The sequence below is a fragment of the Caballeronia sp. LZ062 genome (genome assembly GCF_031450785.1).
Classification (GTDB): domain Bacteria; phylum Pseudomonadota; class Gammaproteobacteria; order Burkholderiales; family Burkholderiaceae; genus Caballeronia.
Genome location: NZ_JARTWB010000002.1, coordinates 1,514,594 through 1,535,265, shown reverse-complemented (window position 1 = coordinate 1,535,265; position 20,672 = coordinate 1,514,594). Strand labels below are relative to the sequence as shown.

The 20,672-nt window shown below is 64.8% G+C and carries 15 protein-coding genes; 13 read left to right on the top strand and 2 right to left on the bottom strand.

All coding sequences use genetic code 11. The features are described from left to right. Positions 1-538: 538 nt before the first annotated feature. The 6 genes from hrpA to P9239_RS13250 all read left to right on the top strand — a co-directional run bounded on the left by hrpA (position 539) and on the right by P9239_RS13250 (position 9,739). Entirely contained in the window at positions 539-4,981 is a 4,443-nt protein-coding gene (hrpA, locus tag P9239_RS13275) for an ATP-dependent RNA helicase HrpA (protein WP_309751531.1), read from the top strand. Positions 4,982-5,138: 157 nt separating this feature from the next. Then, positions 5,139-6,161 carry a beta-propeller fold lactonase family protein gene (locus tag P9239_RS13270; RefSeq protein ID WP_309751529.1) on the top strand — a complete coding sequence of 341 codons (1,023 nt, stop codon included), beginning with the start codon at positions 5,139-5,141 and terminating at the stop codon, positions 6,159-6,161. Positions 6,162-6,270: 109 nt separating this feature from the next. Further along, positions 6,271-7,287 (top strand): sterol desaturase family protein, encoded by a 1,017-nt coding sequence (locus P9239_RS13265; protein WP_309751527.1) that lies wholly within the window; start codon positions 6,271-6,273, stop codon positions 7,285-7,287. Between the two features lie 86 nt (positions 7,288-7,373). Further along, on the top strand, positions 7,374-8,210 hold the full coding sequence (locus tag P9239_RS13260; RefSeq protein ID WP_309751525.1) for an EI24 domain-containing protein: 837 nt from the start codon (positions 7,374-7,376) through the stop codon (positions 8,208-8,210). Positions 8,211-8,240: 30 nt separating this feature from the next. Beyond that, positions 8,241-9,053 (top strand): molybdopterin-binding protein, encoded by an 813-nt coding sequence (locus P9239_RS13255; RefSeq protein WP_309751523.1) that lies wholly within the window; start codon positions 8,241-8,243, stop codon positions 9,051-9,053. Further along, positions 9,050-9,739 (top strand): copper homeostasis protein CutC, encoded by a 690-nt coding sequence (locus P9239_RS13250; RefSeq protein ID WP_309751522.1) that lies wholly within the window; start codon positions 9,050-9,052, stop codon positions 9,737-9,739. Before P9239_RS13255 ends, P9239_RS13250 begins: the two co-directional genes overlap by 4 nt. A gap of 16 nt (positions 9,740-9,755) precedes the next feature. Here P9239_RS13250 and P9239_RS13245 read toward each other — a convergent pair whose 3' ends face one another. Continuing rightward, entirely contained in the window at positions 9,756-10,220 is a 465-nt protein-coding gene (locus P9239_RS13245; RefSeq protein ID WP_309751519.1) for a rhodanese-like domain-containing protein, read from the bottom strand. Positions 10,221-10,579: 359 nt separating this feature from the next. Here P9239_RS13245 and glnA point away from each other — a divergent pair, with 359 nt between their 5' ends. The 3 genes from glnA to ntrC all read left to right on the top strand — a co-directional run bounded on the left by glnA (position 10,580) and on the right by ntrC (position 14,927). Continuing rightward, entirely contained in the window at positions 10,580-11,995 is a 1,416-nt protein-coding gene (glnA, locus tag P9239_RS13240; protein WP_175939973.1) for a type I glutamate--ammonia ligase, read from the top strand. A gap of 168 nt (positions 11,996-12,163) precedes the next feature. Then, on the top strand, positions 12,164-13,306 hold the full coding sequence (glnL, locus tag P9239_RS13235; protein ID WP_309751515.1) for a nitrogen regulation protein NR(II): 1,143 nt from the start codon (positions 12,164-12,166) through the stop codon (positions 13,304-13,306). Between the two features lie 136 nt (positions 13,307-13,442). Continuing rightward, on the top strand, positions 13,443-14,927 hold the full coding sequence (gene ntrC / locus P9239_RS13230) for a nitrogen regulation protein NR(I) (RefSeq protein WP_309751513.1): 1,485 nt from the start codon (positions 13,443-13,445) through the stop codon (positions 14,925-14,927). A gap of 14 nt (positions 14,928-14,941) precedes the next feature. On the opposite strand, the gene xth is transcribed toward ntrC, so the two are convergent. Further along, positions 14,942-15,721, bottom strand: coding sequence for an exodeoxyribonuclease III (gene xth, locus P9239_RS13225; RefSeq protein ID WP_309751511.1), 780 nt, complete (start codon positions 15,719-15,721; stop codon positions 14,942-14,944). Positions 15,722-16,010: 289 nt separating this feature from the next. On the opposite strand from xth, the gene kdpF reads away from it, so the two are divergent. Genes kdpF through kdpC form a run of 4 tightly spaced genes read left to right on the top strand, consistent with a single transcriptional unit; the run spans position 16,011 to position 20,641 of the window. Continuing rightward, entirely contained in the window at positions 16,011-16,106 is a 96-nt protein-coding gene (gene kdpF, locus P9239_RS13220) for a K(+)-transporting ATPase subunit F (RefSeq protein WP_244848349.1), read from the top strand. Further along, the gene (gene kdpA, locus P9239_RS13215) at positions 16,103-17,908 is read left to right on the top strand and encodes a potassium-transporting ATPase subunit KdpA (RefSeq protein ID WP_309751507.1); all 1,806 of its coding nucleotides are present in this window, start codon (positions 16,103-16,105) and stop codon (positions 17,906-17,908) included. Before kdpF ends, kdpA begins: the two co-directional genes overlap by 4 nt. Before the next feature lie 13 nt (positions 17,909-17,921). Next, the gene (gene kdpB, locus P9239_RS13210; protein ID WP_309751504.1) at positions 17,922-20,051 is read left to right on the top strand and encodes a potassium-transporting ATPase subunit KdpB; all 2,130 of its coding nucleotides are present in this window, start codon (positions 17,922-17,924) and stop codon (positions 20,049-20,051) included. Between the two features lie 11 nt (positions 20,052-20,062). Continuing rightward, a complete protein-coding gene (gene kdpC / locus P9239_RS13205; protein ID WP_309751503.1) occupies positions 20,063-20,641 on the top strand; it encodes a potassium-transporting ATPase subunit KdpC in 579 nt (192 codons plus the stop codon). Positions 20,642-20,672: the final 31 nt, after the last annotated feature.

Here is a 20,672-nt window from a genome sequence, read left to right as displayed (position 1 = left end):
CCCCGCACGGCCGAGCCCACGTGGATCGGAAGCGGGGAAGCCTGACCGCGCGACGCAGTCGCCGGTTGATCGAGGCGCCGAAAACGCCGCGAACGCGGCGCAACCGCAACGGCGCGCGGCGGCTGGAAAGCCGCATCGGGCGGAACAGGCTGCTGCCGCATCCAACAGAGACGCCGCCGCGAAGCCCGAACAATCGACTCAGCGCGGACCGGGCGCGGCGAAGCCAACTCGTACGGATTTGCCTGCTCCGGTGACGAAAGCAGGTGATGGCGCGATGCCGGCGCAGTCGAACCGACACGCGTCGGGCGCGCCAAAGCCGCATCGCGCGGAACGAACGGCCGCTGTTCCGCGGGCAGATGATCCGGTGAGACGCGGACAATCGCACCAGCAAGAGCCGCGGCGCGGAGGCGGCGATGCGGCGTCCGCTCATTTGCAAGAAGGCGCACCGCTGTCGTCCGGCGGCGAAGCGAGCGCCGCGCCGCGTGAGGACGGCGGCGCATCTGAGCGAGACGAGCGCCGCGCGAAACCGGACGGGCGCATGCACACGGCCACCGTCACACAAGGCGGCCGCACGGAAGCGCTGAACCCAAGCAAGAAGTCGGCATCGCCGCACGGCGAAGGGAACGCCGCGCCGGGTGCGGACGGCGGCGCATCCGAGCACGACGAGCGCCGCGCGAGGTCGGACGGGCGCATGCACACGGCCACCGTCACACAAGACGGCCGCACGGAAGCGGAAAGCGCGACCAAGAAGTCGGCATCGCCGCGCGGCGACGGGAACGCCGCGCCGCGTGCGGAAGGCGGCGCATCCGAGCGTGACGAGCGCCACGCGAAACCGGACCGGCGCATGCACACGGCTACCGTCACACAAGACGGCCGCACGGAAGCGGAAAGCGCAGCCAAGAAGTCGGTGTCGCTGGGCGGCGAAGCCAGCGCCGCGCCGCGTGCGGACGGCGGCGCATCCGAGCGCAACGCGCGCCGCGCGAAAGCGGACGGGCACGCGCATACCTCCGCCCCCGCCCGCGACGACCGCACCGGGACGCAAAGCGCAACGCCGGCCCAGCGCGATCCGCGCCGCGCCGACACCGCGCCCCGCAGCGATCGAAATCGGCACAGCCCCCGCACCGTCACGCCAAATCCCGTCCCGCCGATCACGTTCCCCGAGGCGCTGCCCGTCTCTGGCCGCCGCGAAGAGATCGCGCGTGCGATTCAGTCGAATCAGGTTGTCATCGTCAGCGGCGAAACCGGCTCCGGCAAAACCACGCAGCTTCCGAAAATCTGTCTCGCGCTCGGACGCGGCCTGGGCGCAGGCGGCGCAGGCTTGATCGGTCATACACAGCCGCGCCGGATCGCGGCATCGGCGACAGGACGGCGCATCGCGGAAGAACTCGGCACGCCGTTCGGCGAAGTCGTCGGGTACAAGGTGCGCTTCACGGACAATCTCGCGCCCGGCGCGTCCGTCAAGCTGATGACCGACGGCATTCTGCTCGCGGAAACGCAGACCGATCCGCTGCTCGAGGCCTACGACACGATCATCATCGACGAGGCGCACGAGCGCAGCCTAAACATCGACTTTCTGCTCGGCTATCTCAAAGAGATACTGCCCAGACGCCCGGATCTAAAGCTGATCGTCACCTCCGCGACCATCGACGCCGGGCGTTTCGCGCGCCACTTCGGCAGTGAAGAGAAGCCCGCGCCGGTGATCGAAGTGAGCGGGCGGCTGTATCCGGTCGAAATCCGCTATCGCCCGATCGAAGAGGAAAGCGAGGCGATCAAAAACGCGCAAGGCACGTCGGCGAAACGAAGCGACCGCAAGACCGACCGCGATCTGATGGAAGGCATCGTCGATGCCGTCGATGAACTCTGCCGCGAAGGTCCCGGCGACGTGCTCGTGTTCCTGCCCGGCGAGCGCGAGATTCGCGACGCCGCAGAGGCGTTGCGCAAGCACCATCCGCCGCACACGGAAATCCTGCCACTCTTCGCACGTCTCTCGGCGCAGGAACAGGAGCGCGTGTTCAAGCCGTCGAACGCGCGGCGTATCGTGCTGGCGACGAATGTCGCGGAGACGTCGCTGACGGTGCCGGGCATCCGCTATGTCGTCGATACGGGCACGGCGCGCGTGAAGCGCTATTCGTACCGCAATAAGGTCGAGCAGTTGCAGGTCGAGCCGGTGTCGCAGGCGGCCGCGAACCAGCGCGCGGGCCGCTGCGGGCGCGTGGCGGACGGCGTCTGCATCCGGCTTTACGACGAAGCCGACTTCCAGTCGCGCCCGCGTTTCACCGATCCGGAGATTCTGCGCTCGTCGCTCGCGGCGGTGATTCTGCGCATGAAGTCGCTGCATCTGACGGACATCGAGACCTTCCCGTTCATCGAGCCGCCGCCGGGCCGCGCGATCGCGGACGGCTATCAGTTGCTGAACGAACTCGGCGCGGTCGATGACGACAACGCGTTGACGCCGCTCGGCCGCGAGCTTGCGCGCCTTCCGCTCGACCCGCGCGTCGGGCGCATGATTCTCGCCGCGCGCGATCATCACGCGCTGACCGAAGTGCTCGTGATTGCGTCCGCGCTTTCGGTGCAGGACCCGCGCGACCGGCCGATCGAAGCGCAGGAACAGGCCGACGAGAAGCATCGACAGTTCGTGGACGAGCGCTCCGAATTCCTGCAATGGACGCGCATCTGGAAGTGGTTCGAGGAAGCCGTCGCGCACAAGAAATCGAACAAGCAGCTCGCCGATGCCTGCCGCGCCAACTTCCTGTCGCACGTGCGGCTGCGCGAATGGCGCGACGTGCATTCGCAACTGCTGACCGTCGTGCGCGAGCACGGCTGGCGCCTGAACGAATCCGATGCGACCTTCGAGCAAGTGCATCTGTCGCTGCTGACGGGCTTGCTCGGCAACATCGGCGTGAAAGCCGACGACGAGCCGCATTATCTCGGCGCGCGCGGCATCAAGTTCCATCTGTGGCCGGGTTCGGCGCTGCTGAAAAAAGCAGGGCGCTGGGTGATGGCGGGCGAGCTTGTCGAGACGAGCCGGCTTTACGCGCGGACCATCGCGAAGATCGAACCGGAATGGCTCGAAACGGTGGGCGCGCATCTGCTGAAGAAGTCGCTTTCGGACGCGCATTGGGAGAAGAAGGCGGCGCAGGTCGTCGCGTTCGAACGCGCGACGCTTTACGGGCTCACCGTGTACGCGCGGCGGCGCGTGAGCTTCGGCAAGCAGGACCCGAAATACGCGCGGGAGCTTTTCATTCGCGGCGCGCTGGTCGAAGGCGAATTCGACACGCGCCTGCCGTTTTTCGCGCATAACCGCAAGCTGGTCGCCGACATCGAGCAACTGGAACACAAGTCGCGCCGCCAGGACGTGCTGGTCGACGACGAACTGATCTACGCGTTCTACGACTCGCTCGTGCCCGAAGGCATCTGGACGAGCGCGGCGTTCGAGCGGTGGTATCGCGAGGAACAGAAGAAAGAGGGCAGGCAGCAACTGCTCTTCCTGTCCCGCGACGACCTCATGCGTCATGAAGCAGCCGGCGTCACGACTGACTTGTTCCCGAAGCGCATGACGATGTCGGGCATCGAAATGACGCTGTCGTACCACTTCGAGCCGGGCGCGCCGCGCGACGGCGTGACGCTCACGGTGCCGCTCTACGGGCTGAATCAGATCGACGCGCGCCGCGTCGAGTGGCTCGTGCCGGGCATGATCAAGGAGAAGACGCAACTGCTCCTGAAGTCGCTGCCGCAAAAGCTGCGCCGGCATGTCGTGCCGCTCCCCGACTACGCGGCCGCCTTCGCCGAGCGTCACGCGGGGCCAAAGTTCGGCGCGGGCGCGCTCATCGACGCGCTGATTGCGGATATACGCGAACAGACGCAAATCGCCGTGAAAGGCGCGGATTTCAAGCTCGAAACGCTGCCTGCGCACCTGTTCATGAACTTCAAGGTGATCGACGAGCACGGCCGGCAACTCGCGATGGGCCGCAATCTCGCGCAACTGCGCGGGGAACTCGGCGGACAGGCGCAGCAGCACTTTCAGAAACTGACGGCGCAAGCGGCGAGCGTTGCGCTCGACGCGCTTTCAGGCGATTCAGGCGATTCGAGCGCACCCGCCGCGCAAGCCGCGCCCGCTGAAAGCACCGCGCTCTACGAAAACCTGACGACGTGGAACTTCGGCAAGCTGCCCGAGTTGCTCGAAATTCGCCGGCGCGGGCAGACGCTTTTCGGCTATCCGGCGCTCGTGGATCGCATCACGCACTGCGACGTCGAAGTCTTCGATTCGCCCGAGGAAGCGGCGCGCATTCATCGCGCGGGCTTGCGGCGGCTGTTCGCGCTGCAATTGCGCGAGCCGATCCGCTATCTGGAGAAGAACCTGCCGGGCCTGCGCGAAATGTCGATGCAATACATGGCGCTCGGCACCGCCGACGAACTGCGCGACCAGATCGTGGAGACGGCGCTCGACCGCGCGTGTCTGCAAGACCCGCTGCCCGACGACGACGCGAGCTTTCACGCACGCCGCGACGCCGCGAAAGGGCGCCTTACGCTGCTCGCGAACGAAATCGCGCGCCTCGCCGGGACGATCCTCGCGGAATATGCCGCGCTGACGAAGAAGCTCGCGCAGGCGAAGCCCTTCGCCACCGCCTACGCCGACATGCAGGCGCAGTTGAACGGATTGATCGGCAAACGCTTCGTGATCGATACGCCGTATGCGCAACTCGCGCATTTCCCGCGTTATCTGAAGGGCATCGCGCTGCGCATCGACAAGCTGAAGGCCGACGCCGCCCGCGACGCACGCCTGATGGCGGAGTTGCTGCCGCTCGCGCAGCAGTATCAGCGGACGTTGTCGCAGCGCGGCGGCGTCGCGGATGCGCGGCTCTCGGAGTATCGCTGGCTGCTGGAAGAACTGCGCGTGTCGCTCTTCGCGCAGGAATTGCGCACGCCGATGCCCATTTCCGTGAAACGCCTCCACAAGGTCTGGGAATCCATGCAGCGGTGACGCGTGCCGCGTTCTCGCGCGAACGTGGCGGAAAGCCGCGCGAACAGGCGGCATTTCTTGCGCACGCGCACCGAATTGCGCAAAAAGAGCCGCGTCGTCAACGCGTCGGAGCATGCAAACGTTCTACAATGACGCCTGCTTTCCGACGTGTACATTCATGCGCTCCACATTCTTCTCCGGCCGCCTGCGCGCGGCCGCCGCCCGCGCCGCGCGCTTCGCGGTTCCGGCAGTCGCCGCGTTCGCCGCCACCGCGGCATTCGCCAACAACGTCATCGTGCTCAATTCGGCGGAAGCCACGCTGAGCCTCATCGACGAAAACACGCATCAGGTCGTCGGCACCGTGCCGACCGGCAAGGAGCCGCATCACCTGATGCCGACGCCCGACAATGCGTCGCTGATTGTCGCGAATTCGGTGTCGAACAACCTCATGTTCGTCGATCCGAAAACGGGCACGGTGCAGCGCTGGGTGCAGGACATCGAAGATCCGTATCAGATCGGTTTCTCGCCGGACCGCAAGTGGTTCGTCTCGACCGGCCTGCGCCTCGACCGCCTCGATATCTATCATTTCGACGGCAAGAATCTGAGCCTCGCGAAGCGCCTGCCGCTCGCGACCATGCCGAGCCATATCGCGTTCTCGAACGACAGCGCTACGGCGTTCATCTCGCTTCAGGTCTCGGGCGAGATCGCGGCCATCGACCTGGCGACGCAGACGGTGAAGTGGAAGATGAAGGTCGGCAAGGTGCCGGCGGGCGTCTGGCTCACGCCGGGCGACAAATTCCTGCTCGTCGGCATGACGGGCGCCGACTACGTCGCCGTGGTGGACTGGCGCAACCAGAAGGTCGTGAAGACCATCACGACCGGCAAGGGCGCGCACAACTTCCGGTCGATGGTGGACGGCAAGCACGTTCTGGTGTCGAACCGGGTGGCGAACACCATCAGCATCATCGACGAAGACACGCTCACGAACGTCGGCGACATCACCGGCCTGTTGCCGGGACCGGACGACATGGAACTTTCCGCCGATAAAAAGTATCTCTGGGTGACGTTCCGCTTCGCGAAGCATGTCGGCGTGATCGACCTTGCAAACCGCAAGCTCATCCAGACCATCGCGGTGGGACGTTCGCCGCACGGCATCTATTTCCTCGACCGCGCGCCGGTCACCGCGCCCAACGGCGCCTGAACGCGGCAAACGGTAAGTGAAGGGCGCTCGCGGGCGCCCTGTACTACGATTGAGTCACGGACCGCTTCTGTCCGTTCCTCGCGACCGGTTTCGAGTTCCACGGAGCACCATGTTTCACGTCATCCTCTCGTCTCTCGACAGCTTCGTTTCTTCGGTGCAGACCGCGTTGTACGTGGACGTCGTGCAGCCGCTGCTGTTCAAGCTCGGCATGATGGGTTACGACGAAGACACGTACGACGCGCTGTACTGGGTCATCGTCGGCGTGCTGGAAGTCATCGCGATGTACGCGATCCTGCGTCCGCTGGAAGCGCTGCGCCCGGCCGAAACGTGGCAGGACCGCAAGGGCGTGCGCGTGGACGTGCTCTATACGTGGATCGTGAAGCTCGGCATCCTGAATCTGTTCTTCTTCTTCACGTTTCAGCCGATCTTCGATTCCGTGCAAAGCTGGCTGCGCATTCATAGCGTGCCGACGCTGGAAATCGACAATCTGTGGCCGGGCGTGACCACGCAGCCGCTCGTCACGTTCGTTATCTATCTGATTCTGCTTGATCTCGCCGGGTATTGGTATCACCGGCTGGAGCATCGCTTCGGCATCTGGTGGGAATTGCACGCGGTTCATCACAGCCAGCAGAAGATGTCGCTCTGGTCCGACGACCGCAATCACTTGCTCGACGACATTCTCCAGGCCAGCTTCTTCGCAGCAGTTGCGCTCGTGATTGGCGTGGAACCGTCGCAATTCGTCGTGCTCGTCGCCATCACGAACCTGATGCAAAGCGTGCAGCACGCGAACATCCGCCTGCATTTCGGCTGGCTCGGCGATCGCCTGATTGTGAGTCCGGCGTTCCATCGGCGTCATCACGCCATCGGCTATGGTCACGAAGGCACGGCGTACGGCTGCAACTTCGGCGTGCTGTTTTCGTTCTGGGACATTCTGTTCCGCTCGGCGTCGTTCGACCGCACCGTCGAGCCGACCGGCATCCGCGATCAGATCGGCGCGCCCGGCACCGCGCCCGTCAGTTACGGCGACGGCTTCTTCGAGCAGCATTGGCTCGCGTTCAAGCGCATCGGCGCGCGTCTCGCGGCGCGGCGCGCGGCGGATTCCGGCAAGCGGTCGGCCGCGCTCTAGACCTTCCCTTCCCTTTTTGTGCTCGCCAGCGCGCCGAACGCGCGCTGGTTTATCCTGTCGCTTACTCCTCCTTCACCGAATCACGCATGAATGATCTGCTGCGTTCGTTCGTGCGCGCGCTGGCGAACGTCTTCCATCCGCGCATGCTCTGGCTCACGCTGATGCCGTTCGCGGTCGCCACCGCCGTTTGGGGCGCAATCCTCTGGTTCTTCTGGCAGACGCTGACCGGCGCCGCCAACGGCTGGCTCGACGGCTGGGCGCTGACTTCAGCGATGTACCGCCTGTTCGACGCTGTCGGCTTTTCGTCGCTGCACGCGGTCATCGCGCCGTTTCTCGTCGTCATCATGACGATTCCGCTGATCGTCGTGACGGTTCTCCTTCTGATCGCCACGCTTTCGATGCCGGGCGTTATCAAACTGCTGACGCGCCGCCCTAAGGGGCATTACGCGGCGCTCGAAGCGCGGCGCGGCGGCTCGTGGTACGGCAGCCTCGGGCATTCGATCGTGACGACCATCGTGTGCCTCGTCGCGCTCGTCGTGACCTTGCCGCTCTGGCTGATCCCGCCTTTCTTCGCGCTGATTCCGCCGCTCCTGTGGGGCTGGCTCACGTATCGCGTGATGACCTACGACGCGCTCGCCGTGCACGCGAGCCCCGACGAACGGCGCGCGATCGTGCGCGAATCGCGCTGGCCGCTGCTCGCCATCGGCATCGTGAGCGGGCTTTTGAGTTCCGTTCCGACGCTCCTATGGGCGTGGTCGGTCTGGTTATTGCCACTGTTTCCGGTCGTGGCGGCGGCGACGATCTGGGCGTATGCGTTCATCCTCGTGTTTTCGGCGCTGTGGTTCGCGCATTACTGCCTGCATGCGCTGGAGCGCCTGCGCGCGAACGAGCCGCGCTACCCGGCCATCACGGCGCAATCCTGAAAGCGGTCAGCACAAAAGGAAGAGGCACTCATGGGCATTGGCGTCATCATCATCGGCGATGAAATTCTGTCCGGGCGTCGCACGGATAAGCATCTGCCGAAAGTCATCGAACTGTTGGGCGCGCGGGGATTGGCGCTGGATTGGGCGGAATACGTCGGCGACGATCCCGCACGCATCACCGCGACGCTCGCGCGCACGTTCGCATCGGGCGATATCGTCTTCTCGACGGGCGGCATCGGCGCGACGCCGGACGACCACACGCGGCAATCCGCGGCCAAGGCGCTCGGCGTGCCGCTGGAATTGCAGCCCGAAGCGGCAGAGTTGATCCGCACGCGCATTCGCGACATGGCGGGCGACCAGCCTGCGGATCTCGACTCGCCGGAAAACCTGCATCGGCTGAACATGGGCATGTTTCCGAAGGGCGCTGCGATCATTCCGAACAGCTACAACAAGATTCCGGGCTTTTCTGTCGGCGATCATCATTTCGTGCCGGGCTTTCCGGTGATGGCCTGGCCGATGATCGAATGGGTGCTCGATACGAAGTACGCGCATCTGCATCACGCGACGCCCTACGTCGAGCGTTCGCTTCTCGTCTTTGGCTTGCCGGAATCGCGCATCACGCCGCTCATGGTCGCCATCGAGCGCGATTTCGCGGGCGTGCGCGCTTTCAGTCTGCCGAGCGTCGGCGACGCGGCGCGCGGTGCGCTCTACGCGCGGCCGCACATCGATCTGGGCGTGAAGGGCGATCCCGAGCGCGCGAACGCAGCGTTCGAGGCGCTGCGCGAAGGCGTGGCGGCGCTGGGCGGCGAGGTCGTCGAAGTGCCGCCGGAGGACGGGCGTTGATTCTGCTCGAAGTCATCGCGACGACTGTTGCGGACGCGCGCGCCGCCGAGCGCGGCGGGGCGAACCGCATCGAACTGATCACCGCGATGGGCGAGGGCGGCCTGACGCCGAGCATCGGGCTGATCGAGGCGGTCGTGGAAGCCGTCGGCATTCCGGTGAACGTGATCGTGCGGCCTCATAGCCGGTCGTTTGTCTACGATGCCGACGACTATGCCGTCATGCTGCGCGACGTGCGTGCCATCGCGAAGACGCGTGCCAATGCGATCGTCGTGGGCATGCTGCGCGAAAACGGCGATATCGATACGGAAGGGCTCGCACGCGTGATCGACGCCGCCGGCGGTTTGCCGCTCACGTTCCACCGCGCAATCGACGAGGCGCGCGATCTGGCCGCCGCATTCGACACGCTGCTCGGCTTCGACGCCGTCACGAACGTTCTGACGTCCGGCGGCGCGCCGTCCGTGTTGCAGGCGCAAACGCAGATCGCGTCGCTCGTCGAGCGCTCGGAAGGCACGCGCTGCACCGTGCTCGCGGGTGCCGGGCTGACCGTGGATGCGCTCGCGCCCTTCGTCGCTGCGACGGGCGTGCGAGCGGTGCACTTCGGCTCGGGCGTGCGAGTCGGCGGCAAGGGACTCGCGCTGGTGGACGAGGCCGCGGTCGCCCGCGCGCGGGCGCTGCTCGACCGCTAGCGCGCGAGAAGCGGCGTCACGCCCCGATCCACGGCAATCCGCGATAACACCATCCCGACACCGTCTTGCGATGTCCTTGGCCGTCCTTGTCGCCTTCGAAGCCTTCCAGCAGGTCGTAGGCGTTGCTGAACCCATGGTTCTGCGCGGCGACGGCGGCCAGCTTCGAGCGCGCGGCGCTGCGGCACAGGAACAGGACCGGCGTATCGGGAGTGGCGATTTGTCTTAATTGTTCGATAAACTCAGCGTTCGGCACGGAGCCGGGATAGCGGATCCATTCGATATGCGCGTACTGTTCGCCGTTAATTGCCGGCCGGCCGACCCAATCCAGTTCGGCGCGGGTGCGGACATCGACGAGCCGGGCGCGCGGTTCGAGCTGGAGAAATTCGAAGGCTTCGGCGGGCAGCAGGGCGCCCGCATAAAAGAGACTGTTTTCGGCGGCGCGGCTCGAGGCTTTGCCGTACAGTTGTTCGAGCGTGCTCATGGCGGCGTGTCTCCGTTCGCGTGAAAAAGTGATTTTAGCGTGGCCTCGGGCACGAGGTTCCGAGATAGTGGAAGCACGAGAATGGTGCAAATCGGCGCGCAGGCACAGAAGCAGTGCGCGACGAAACCGATGCTAGGACGCACGCACATGTTTGGTGCTTTCCCGACCGTGCCGTCTGTTTCGCCTGAACCGGTCTCGCGCAAAGACGAAGCAAAAAAGCACGCCGCGTCAGTGCTTTAGGGCGTGCTTGGTGCAGATGGCATAGAAGCTGCTTTTCCCACCCTCGATTGAAACGGCAGTGCAGAATTGGTCGAGGCGGCGAAGCGATTCGCCGACTTTTGTTAATCAGGAGATAGGTAATGAGTAAATCCGTGGCCGACGTCATGCAACTCGTCAAGGACGAGGACGTCAAGTTTGTCGATTTTCGCTTCACCGACACGCGCGGCAAAGAACAACACGTTTCCGTGCCGGTCTCGGCATTCGACGAAGACAAATTTGAAAGCGGCCACGCTTTCGACGGTTCGTCCATCGCCGGCTGGAAGGGTATCGAAGCGTCGGACATGCTGCTCGTGCCGGATGCGGACACCGCGTTCATCGACCCGTTCTATGAAGAATCCACGCTGGTTCTGACCTGCGACGTGGTTGAGCCGGCCGACGGCAAGGGCTACGAGCGCGACCCGCGTTCGCTCGCGAAGCGCGCGGAAGCGTATCTGAAGAGCTCGGGCCTCGGCGACACCGCGTTCTTCGGTCCGGAGCCGGAATTCTTCATTTTCGACTCGGTGCAGTGGAACACGGACCAGTCGGGCACGTTCGTGAAGATCGGCTCGGAAGAAGCGCCGTGGTCGTCGGCGAAGGAATTCGAAGGCGGCAACACCGGTCACCGTCCGGGCACGAAGGGCGGCTACTTCCCGGTGGCTCCTGTCGACACGTTCCAGGACATCCGCTCGGAAATGTGTCTGCTGCTCGAACAGATCGGCATTCCGGTCGAAGTGCATCACCACGAAGTGGCGGGCCAGGGCCAGAACGAAATCGGCACGAAGTTCTCGACGCTGGTTCAGCGCGCGGACTGGCTGCAGCAGATGAAGTACATCATCCACAACGTCGCGCACACGTACGGCAAGACGGCGACGTTCATGCCGAAGCCCATCGTCGGCGATAACGGCTCGGGCATGCACGTTCACCAGTCCATCTGGAAGGACGGCCAGAACCTGTTCGCGGGCAACGGCTATGCAGGTCTGTCGGAATTCGCGCTGTTTTACATCGGCGGCATCATCAAGCATGCGCGCGCGCTGAACGCGATCACGAACCCGGGTACGAACTCGTACAAGCGTCTCGTGCCGCACTTCGAAGCGCCCGTGAAGCTGGCTTACTCCGCTCGCAACCGCTCGGCGTCGATTCGCATTCCGCACGTGTCGAACCCGAAGGGCCGCCGTATCGAAACGCGCTTCCCGGATCCGCTCGCGAATCCGTACCTGTGCTTCTCCGCGCTGATGATGGCGGGTCTCGACGGCGTGCAGAACAAGATTCATCCGGGCGAAGCCGCGGACAAGAATCTGTACGACCTGCCGCCGGAAGAAGACGCGAAGATTCCGACCGTTTGCGCGGGCCTGGATCAGGCGCTCGACGCACTGGACGGCGACCGCGAGTTCCTGACGCGCGGCGGCGTGTTCACGGATTCGATGCTCGACGCGTACATCGAACTGAAGACGAACGAGCTGCAGCGTTATCGTCAGGCGGTGCATCCGATCGAGTTCGAAATGTACTACTCGCTGTAAGGCATGACGGCTGCGCGTTTCATTGATCTCGGTTCGATGAAGCGCGCGCTTCTTGCCCTGCAATGAAGAACGACGAAAAGGGACGGCGCGCCGTCCCTTTTTTAATCGCTCGCGGTCTCACGCAACGAGAAGAAGATCGGTAGCACGAACGACCTCAATCACTGCACGATGGTGCTCAAGAATCTGATCAAGGCGCGAAAGGGCCACGCCGACACGCTCTCCGACGATACGCAACTCGCCGCGACCGGCCTCTTGCCCGGCCTCGAAGCGTTGCCGACCGTCGTGCTCGTGCTCGACAAACGCAGTCTGAGGATCGCGTATGCGAACCCGTCGGCGGAGTCGATGCTGGAGATGTCGCGCAAGCAACTGATGCAGACGCACTGGTCCGGACTCTTCGCGAACGCGGAAGAATTGGCGACGACCATCGCGTCCATCGCGGAGAACCGCTTCAACGCGACGCGGCTCGACGCGGCGCTGGAGCGCGCGGGGCGCGAACTGCTTCACGTGCACGCGATCGTCGCGTATCTCGAAGCCGCGCCCGACTACGTGCTGCTCGAACTCTTCGAGAACGAGCGCCATTTGCGCACGGATCGCGAAGAGCGCATTCACGATCTGACGGCGGTGAACAAGCAACTGATCCGCAATCTCGCGCACGAGATCAAGAACCCGCTCGGCGGTATTCGCGGCGCGGCGCAACTACTGGAATTCGAGCTCGGCGCGCGCCAACGCGACGAATTGCGCGAATACACGCAGGTCATCATCAAGGAATCGGACCGTCTGCAGACGCTCGTCGATCGCTTGCTGGAGCCGCACCGGCATCCGCATATCGTCGGCGACGTCAACATTCACGAAGTCTGCGAGCGCGTGCGCGCGGTGATTCTCGCGGAGTTTCCGCGCGGCCTCACCATCGAGCGCGACTACGACGTGAGCGTGCCCGACCTGCGCGGCGACAAGGAACAACTGATTCAGGCGCTGCTCAACATCGTGCGCAACGCGGCGGAGGCGCTCAAGGAGCGCATCTCGCAAGGCGACGCGAAGATCGAGCTGCGCACGCGTATCGCGCGCAAGGTCACGATCGGCAAGCGCCTGCACAAACTGGCACTGGACTTGCATATCACTGACAACGGTCCCGGCATTCCGAGCGACATCCGCGACCGCATCTTCTTTCCGCTCGTGTCAGGCAGGGAAGACGGAAGTGGCCTCGGCCTCACGCTCGCGCAGTCGTTCGTGCAGCAGCACGATGGACTGATCGAAGTGGAGAGCAAGCCGGGCTGCACGGAGTTCGCCATCTTGCTGCCTTTCGGGAATTGACACCGGGAACTGACACGCGAATCGACCAACATCGACATTCACCAGACTGCGGGCCGCGAAACTCGCGCGAAGCCACGAAGCCTGACCGTTTCGACGGGCATACACCGAACCACACGAAGACTTCTCGCCGAACGATATGAAGCCGATCTGGATAGTAGACGACGACCAATCCATCCGTTGGGTGCTCGAAAAAGCCCTCGCACGAGAGAACTTCACGACGCGCAGTTTCTCGGGCGTGCGCGACGCGCTCGCCGCGCTCGAAACCGAAAGCCCGCAAGTGCTGGTCTCCGATATCCGTATGCCTGGCGGCTCGGGCCTCGAACTGCTGCAAACGGTGCGCGACAGGCTGCCGGGACTGCCCGTCATCATCATGACGGCGTTCTCCGATCTCGATAGCGCGGTCGCCGCGTTTCAGGGCGGCGCGTTCGAATATCTCGCCAAGCCGTTCGATATCGACAAGGCGGTGGAGCTGATCCGCCGCGCCGTCGACGAGAGTATGCGCGGCGAGGCCGCTTACGACGAGCGCGTGACCGAGACGCCCGAGATGTTGGGCCAGGCGCCCGCCATGCAGGACATGTTCCGCGCAATCGGCCGGCTGTCGCATTCGGCGGCGACCGTGCTCATCACGGGAGAATCAGGCACCGGAAAGGAGCTTGTCGCGCGCGCGTTGCACCGACATAGCCCGCGGGCGAACGGGCCGTTCATCGCGCTCAATACCGCGGCGATTCCGAAAGATCTGCTGGAGTCCGAACTATTCGGTCACGAGCGCGGCGCGTTCACGGGTGCGCAGGCGATGCGGCAGGGCCGCTTCGAACAGGCCGAGAACGGCACGCTCTTTCTCGATGAAATCGGCGACATGCCGTTCGATCTGCAAACGCGGCTCTTGCGCGTGTTGTCCGACGGGCAGTTCTATCGCGTGGGCGGGCACAATCCGCTGCGCGCTAATGTGCGCGTGATCGCGGCGACGCATCAGAATCTGGAATCGCGCGTGCGGCAGGGCCTGTTTCGCGAGGACTTGTACCATCGCCTGAATGTGATCCGGCTGCGTCTGCCGGCGCTGCGCGAACGCAGCGAGGATATCCCGCTGCTCACGCGCCACTTCCTGCAAAAGAGCGCGCGCGATCTGGGCGTGGAGCCCAAGCGCGTGTCCGACAGCGCGCTCGCGTATCTCGCGTCGCTGCCGTTTCCCGGCAACGTGCGCCAGCTCGAAAACCTCTGCAACTGGCTCACCGTGATGGCGCCCGCGCAGGTGATCGAGCAGAAGGACTTGCCGCCGGATCTCACGCCCCGGCAGGACGCCGCGCCGGAAAGCATGGCAGTCTCGACCGACGGCGCGGTCGCAACGAACGGCTCGGCCGCGCACGCCGCCGCGCCGGTATCGTCGGCGCCAGCAGGCGTGCCGGTCAGCATCTGGGAGAGCGGCTTGCGCACGGAAGTCGCGCGCCTGTTGCGCGAGAATTCCGCCGATGTCATGGACGAACTCGCGCGCCGCTTCGAAGCCGCCGTGATTCGCGAGGCGCTCGACTTCACGCGCGGGCGCAAGGTCGAAGCGGCGGAGCGCTTAGGCATCGGCCGCAATACGATCACGCGCAAAATTCAGGAACTGCATCTCGACGCGTGATGCCATGAGACGGATCAGCAGCCGACCGTCGCCACGACAGGCGCGTGGTCGGACGGCTGATCCCACTTGCGCGGCACCTTGTCGATCTCGCATGACGTGCAGAGCGCCGACAGTTCCGACGACAGCAGAATGTGATCGATGCGCAGGCCCGCGTTACGCCGGAACGCCATCATGCGGTAGTCCCACCACGTGAAGAGCTTCTCGGGCTGCTCGAACTTGCGGAAGGCATCCGTCAGGCCGAGTCCGACGAGCTGCATGAAATGTGCGCGCTCTTCCGGCGAGACCAGATTCTGGCCTTCCCACGCCTTGGGGTCGTGCACGTCGCGGTCTTCCGGCGCGATGTTGTAATCGCCGAGCAGCGCGAGCTTCGAATACTGCATCATCTCTTCGCGCAGCCATTCGCGCAGCGCGTCCAGCCAGCGCATCTTGTACGCGAACTTCTCGGAGCCGGGCGCCTGCCCGTTCGGAAAATACGCCGACACCACGCGCACGCCGTTGACCGTCGCGGCGATCACGCGCTGCTGCAGGTCCTCGAAGCCGGGAATATTGCGCACGACGGTGGCGTCGTGCACCTCGATGCCTTCGCGCACCAGAATGCCGACGCCGTTATACGTCTTCTGTCCCGCGAACCAGCTTCTGTATCCGGCGGCTTCGAGTTCGGCGCGGGGGAATTTCTCGTCGGGCAGCTTCAGTTCCTGAAGGCACAGCACGTCGACTTGCGAGAGTTGGAGCCAGTCGGTGACGTGCTGAAGACGGACCTTGAGAGAGTTGACGTTCCAGGTGGCAATTTTCATGTGACGGCGAATGCCTGCGGCTTCTTGATTAGCGATCGAAGCCGGAATGATAACGCCACGACGCCTGCGCACCGTCGCTCGCTCATTTACGCGATTTTTACGCCGCCGCGCGAACTCTTGCCGCGCCCTTTATCCCGGTCCTTCTACTCTTGCAGGCGTCCAATGCACAAGAGGAGAAGCCAACAATGGACCTGCTTTACGTCGCCGGCATCGCCCTGTTCTGGGGGCTGTGCGCGGCGCTGACCGTGGGCTGCGAGCGTTTGCGCCGCCGTCTGCCGGGAGCGCGCGCATGACTGCATGGATGATCTGGCTCGCGGCCGCATCGACGCTGCTGCTTTTCGCCTACCTCGTGTACGCGCTTCTGCGCGCGGAGGACCTCGAATGAACGCCAACACGTTCACGCAGACGGCCCTGTTCATCGTCGTCCTGATCGCGCTTGCGATTCCTCTGGGGCGATACATCACGAACGTGCTCGACGGCTCGTCGGTCGTCGTGCGCAGGATGCGGCGTTTCGAAGGCGCGTTGTATCGCATCGCAGGCGTCGATGCCGATGCCGAAATGTCGTGGAAGCATTACGCGCTCGCGGTGCTGCTCTTCAACGCGCTCGGCGCGCTCGCGCTGTACGCGCTGTTGCGCCTGCAACAGGTCTTGCCCGCCAACCCGCAAGGCATGGCCGCGATGACGCCGGACGCCGCGTTCAACACGGCGGTGAGCTTCGTCACCAACACGAACTGGCAGGACTACGGCGGCGAAAGCACGCTCGGTTATCTCGCGCAGATGCTCGGGCTCACGGTGCAGAACTTCTTGTCGGCGGCGACGGGCATGGCGGTCGTCATCGCGCTGATTCGCGGCTTCAAGCGGCATAGCGCGCAGACCATCGGCAACTTCTGGGTCGATCTCACGCGCACGACGCTCTACGTGCTCGCGCCGCTCGCCGTCGTCTTCGCGCTCGTCTTCGTGAGCCAGGGCGTGATTCAGAACTTCAAGCCGTATCAGGACGTGTCGACGCTGCAAGTAACGACGTACCAAGCACCGCAGACCGATGCGCAAGGCACCGCCGTGAAGGATGCCCACGGCAACCCGGTCATGCGTGACATGAAAGCCGACAAGCAGTCGCTGCCGATGGGCCCGGTCGCGTCGCAGGAAGCGATCAAGATGCTCGGCACGAACGGCGGCGGCTTCTTCAACGCGAATTCGGCGCATCCGTTCGAGAACCCGACGCCGTTCTCCAACTTCATGCAGATGATCGCGATGCTGCTCATTCCGGCTGCGCTGTGCGTCGTCTTCGGCCGCATGATCGGCGACAGGCGGCAGGGCTACGCCGTGCTCGCGGCGATGACCGTCGCGTTCGCGGCGGCGTGCGTCGGCGAGGTATCGGCGGAGCAGGCGGGCAATCCGCTTTTCGCGTCGCTACATGTCGATACGGCGGCGAGCGCGCTGCAAGCGGGCGGCAACATGGAAGGCAAGGAGACGCGCTTCGGCATCGCGCAGTCGGGCCTCTTCACGGTGGCGACGACAGCCGCGTCCTGCGGCGCGGTGAACACCATGCACGACTCGCTGACGCCATTGGGCGGCCTCATTCCAATGCTCCTGATCCAGCTAGGCGAAGTGATCTTCGGCGGCGTCGGCTCGGGCTTGTACGGCATGCTCGTCTTCGCGCTGCTCGCGGTGTTCGTCGCGGGGCTGATGATCGGCCGCACGCCCGAATACGCCGGCAAGAAGATCGAATCGTTCGAGATGAAGATGGTCGCCATCGCCATTCTGCTTACGCCGCTGCTCGTGCTCGCGGGCGCATCGGTGGCCGTGCTGACGGCATCGGGCACGGCGGGCATCGCCAATCCCGGCGCTCACGGTTTCTCGGAAGTGCTGTACGCGTTCAGCTCGGCGGCCAACAACAACGGCAGCGCGTTCGCGGGTCTCTCCGTGAACACGCCGTTCTACAACGTGATGCTCGGCATTGCGATGTGGCTCGGCCGCTTCGGCTCGATCGTGCCCGTGCTGGCGATTGCCGGCTCGCTCGCCGCGAAGAAGCGCCTCGCCGTCACCGCCGGGACCTTGCCGACGCACGGACCGCTTTTCGTGGTGCTGCTGCTCGGCACGCTTTTGCTCGTCGGCGCGCTGACGTATGTGCCGGCGCTCGCGCTCGGGCCTGTCGTCGAGCATCTGACGATGATCGCCGCCCACTGATTTCGAGGAACAGATGACTCAACTGAATCAAGCGCCGCTGCATCGCCCGGAGAATCTCGGGCAAGCGCGCACGGCGGCGCGTTCGATGTTCGATCCCGCGCTCCTGAAACCCGCGATTGCCGATTCCTTCGCGAAGCTCGCGCCGCGCACGCAGTTGCGCAATCCGGTGATGTTCTGCGTGTACGTCGGCAGCATTCTGACGACGGTGCTCTGGATCGCCGCGCTCGCGGGCCAGGCGGAAGCGCCTGCGGGCTTCATCCTTGCCGTCGCGCTGTGGCTGTGGTTCACCGTGCTCTTCGCGAATTTCGCCGAGGCGCTCGCGGAAGGCCGCTCGAAGGCGCAGGCAGCATCGTTGCGCAGCGCCAAGCACAACGTGATGGCGAAGAAGCTCAACGAGCCGCATCCGAAGTCGCCGATACGCATCGTCGCGTCGAGTGATCTGCGCAAGGGCGATGTCGTGCTGATCGAAGCCGGCGACGCGGTGCCCGCCGATGGCGAAGTGATCGATGGCGTCGCGTCCGTCGATGAATCCGCGATCACGGGCGAATCCGCGCCCGTCATCCGCGAGTCGGGCGGCGATTTCTCGTCGGTGACGGGCGGCACGCGCGTGCTGTCGGACTGGATCGTCGTGCGCGTGACGGCCGATCCCGGCGAGGCGTTTCTCGACCGCATGATCGCGATGGTCGAAGGCGCGAAGCGCCAAAAGACGCCGAACGAAGTCGCGCTCACCATCCTGCTCGTCGCGCTGACGCTCGTGCTGCTGTTCGCGACCGCGACCTTGCTGCCGTTCTCCATGTTCTCGGTCGAAGCCGCGAAAGCCGGGCACGTCGTCACGATCACCGCGCTCGTCGCGCTGCTCGTCTGCCTGATTCCGACGACCATCGGGGGGCTGTTGTCGGCCATCGGCGTCGCGGGCATGAGCCGGATGATGCAGGCGAACGTGATCGCGACTTCGGGCCGCGCGGTGGAAGCCGCCGGCGACGTGGACGTGCTGCTGCTCGACAAGACCGGCACCATCACGCTCGGCAACCGGCAGGCGTCGTCGTTCGTGCCTGCGCCGGGCGTGAGCGAACGCGAGCTCGCCGACGCCGCGCAGCTCGCGTCGCTCGCCGACGAAACGCCGGAAGGCCGCAGCATCGTCGTGCTGGCGAAGCAGCGCTTCGACATCCGCGAACGCGATATGGCGACGCTCGGCGCAACGTTCATCGGGTTCACCGCGCAGACGCGCATGAGCGGCGTCGATGTGCCGGATCGCGAGATTCGCAAGGGCGCGGCCGATGCGGTGAGGAAGTACGTCGAAGAACGCGGCGGGCGCTTCGCGCAGGAAGTGCAGCACGGCGTCGACGAGATCGCGCGGCGCGGCAGCACGCCGCTGGTCGTCGCCGAATGCGTCGCGGGCAAGGCGCGCGCGCTCGGCGTGATCGAACTGAAGGACATCGTGAAGGGCGGCATCAAGGAACGCTTCGCCGAGCTGCGCAAGATGGGCATCAAGACCGTGATGGTCACGGGCGACAACCGGCTGACGGCGGCGGCCATCGCGGCGGAAGCGGGCGTGGACGACTTCCTCGCCGAAGCGACGCCCGAGGCGAAGCTCTCGACCATCCGCGCGCATCAGGCCGAAGGGCGGCTCGTCGCGATGACCGGCGACGGCACCAACGACGCACCCGCGCTCGCGCAGGCCGACGTCGCGGTCGCGATGAACACCGGCACGCAGGCCGCGAAGGAAGCGGGCAACATGGTCGATCTCGATTCGAACCCGACCAAGCTCATCGAGATTGTGGAGATCGGCAAGCAGATGCTGATGACGCGCGGCTCGCTCACGACGTTCTCCATCGCCAACGACGTTGCCAAGTACTTCGCGATCATTCCTGCCGCCTTCGCCACCACGTATCCGCAATTGCGCGTGCTCGACGTGATGCATCTCGCGTCGCCGTCGTCGGCCATTCTCTCGGCGGTCATCTTCAACGCGCTCATCATCGTGTTCCTGATTCCGCTCGCGCTGAAGGGCGTGAAGTATCGCGCGCTCGGGGCGGCTTCGTTGCTGCGGCGCAATCTGCTCGTCTATGGGCTCGGCGGCATCGTGCTGCCGTTTCCGGTTATCAAGGTCATCGACATGACCATCACCGCGCTCGGCTGGAACTAGAGGAACCTAACGTGAAGAATGCATTGCGTCCCGCCGTTGTATTGTTCGTTGCACTGACGCTTGTGACCGGTCTGCTGTATCCGCTTGTCGTCACGGCGGTCTCGCAGACGGTGTTCAGGCATCAGGCGAACGGCAGCCTCGTCGAGCTTGACGGGAAAATCGTCGGCTCCGAACTGATCGGGCAGCAGTTCGACGCGCCGCGTTATTTCTGGGGCCGCCCGTCGGCTACGACGCCGAATCCCTATAACGCGGGCAGCTCCGGCGGATCGAACCTCGGCCCGACCAATCCCGCGCTCGCCGATGCCGTCAAAGCGCGCATCGCCGCGCTCCATGCCGCCGATCCTTCGAACGACGCCGCCGTGCCCGTCGATCTCGTGACCTCATCGGGCAGCGGGCTCGATCCCGACATCAGCCCGGCGGCGGCCGCGTATCAGATCGCACGCGTGGCGCGGGCCCGTGGGCTGTCCGTCGCGCAAGTCAATGCGCTCGTCGTCCAGGCGACGTCCGCGCGCGCGTTCGGCGTCATCGGGGAACCTGCGGTGAATGTGCTTAAATTGAATCTCGCGCTGGACCGGGCGAGCGTTCGCTGAGCGCCGCCATTCCCCAAGCGCAACATGACGA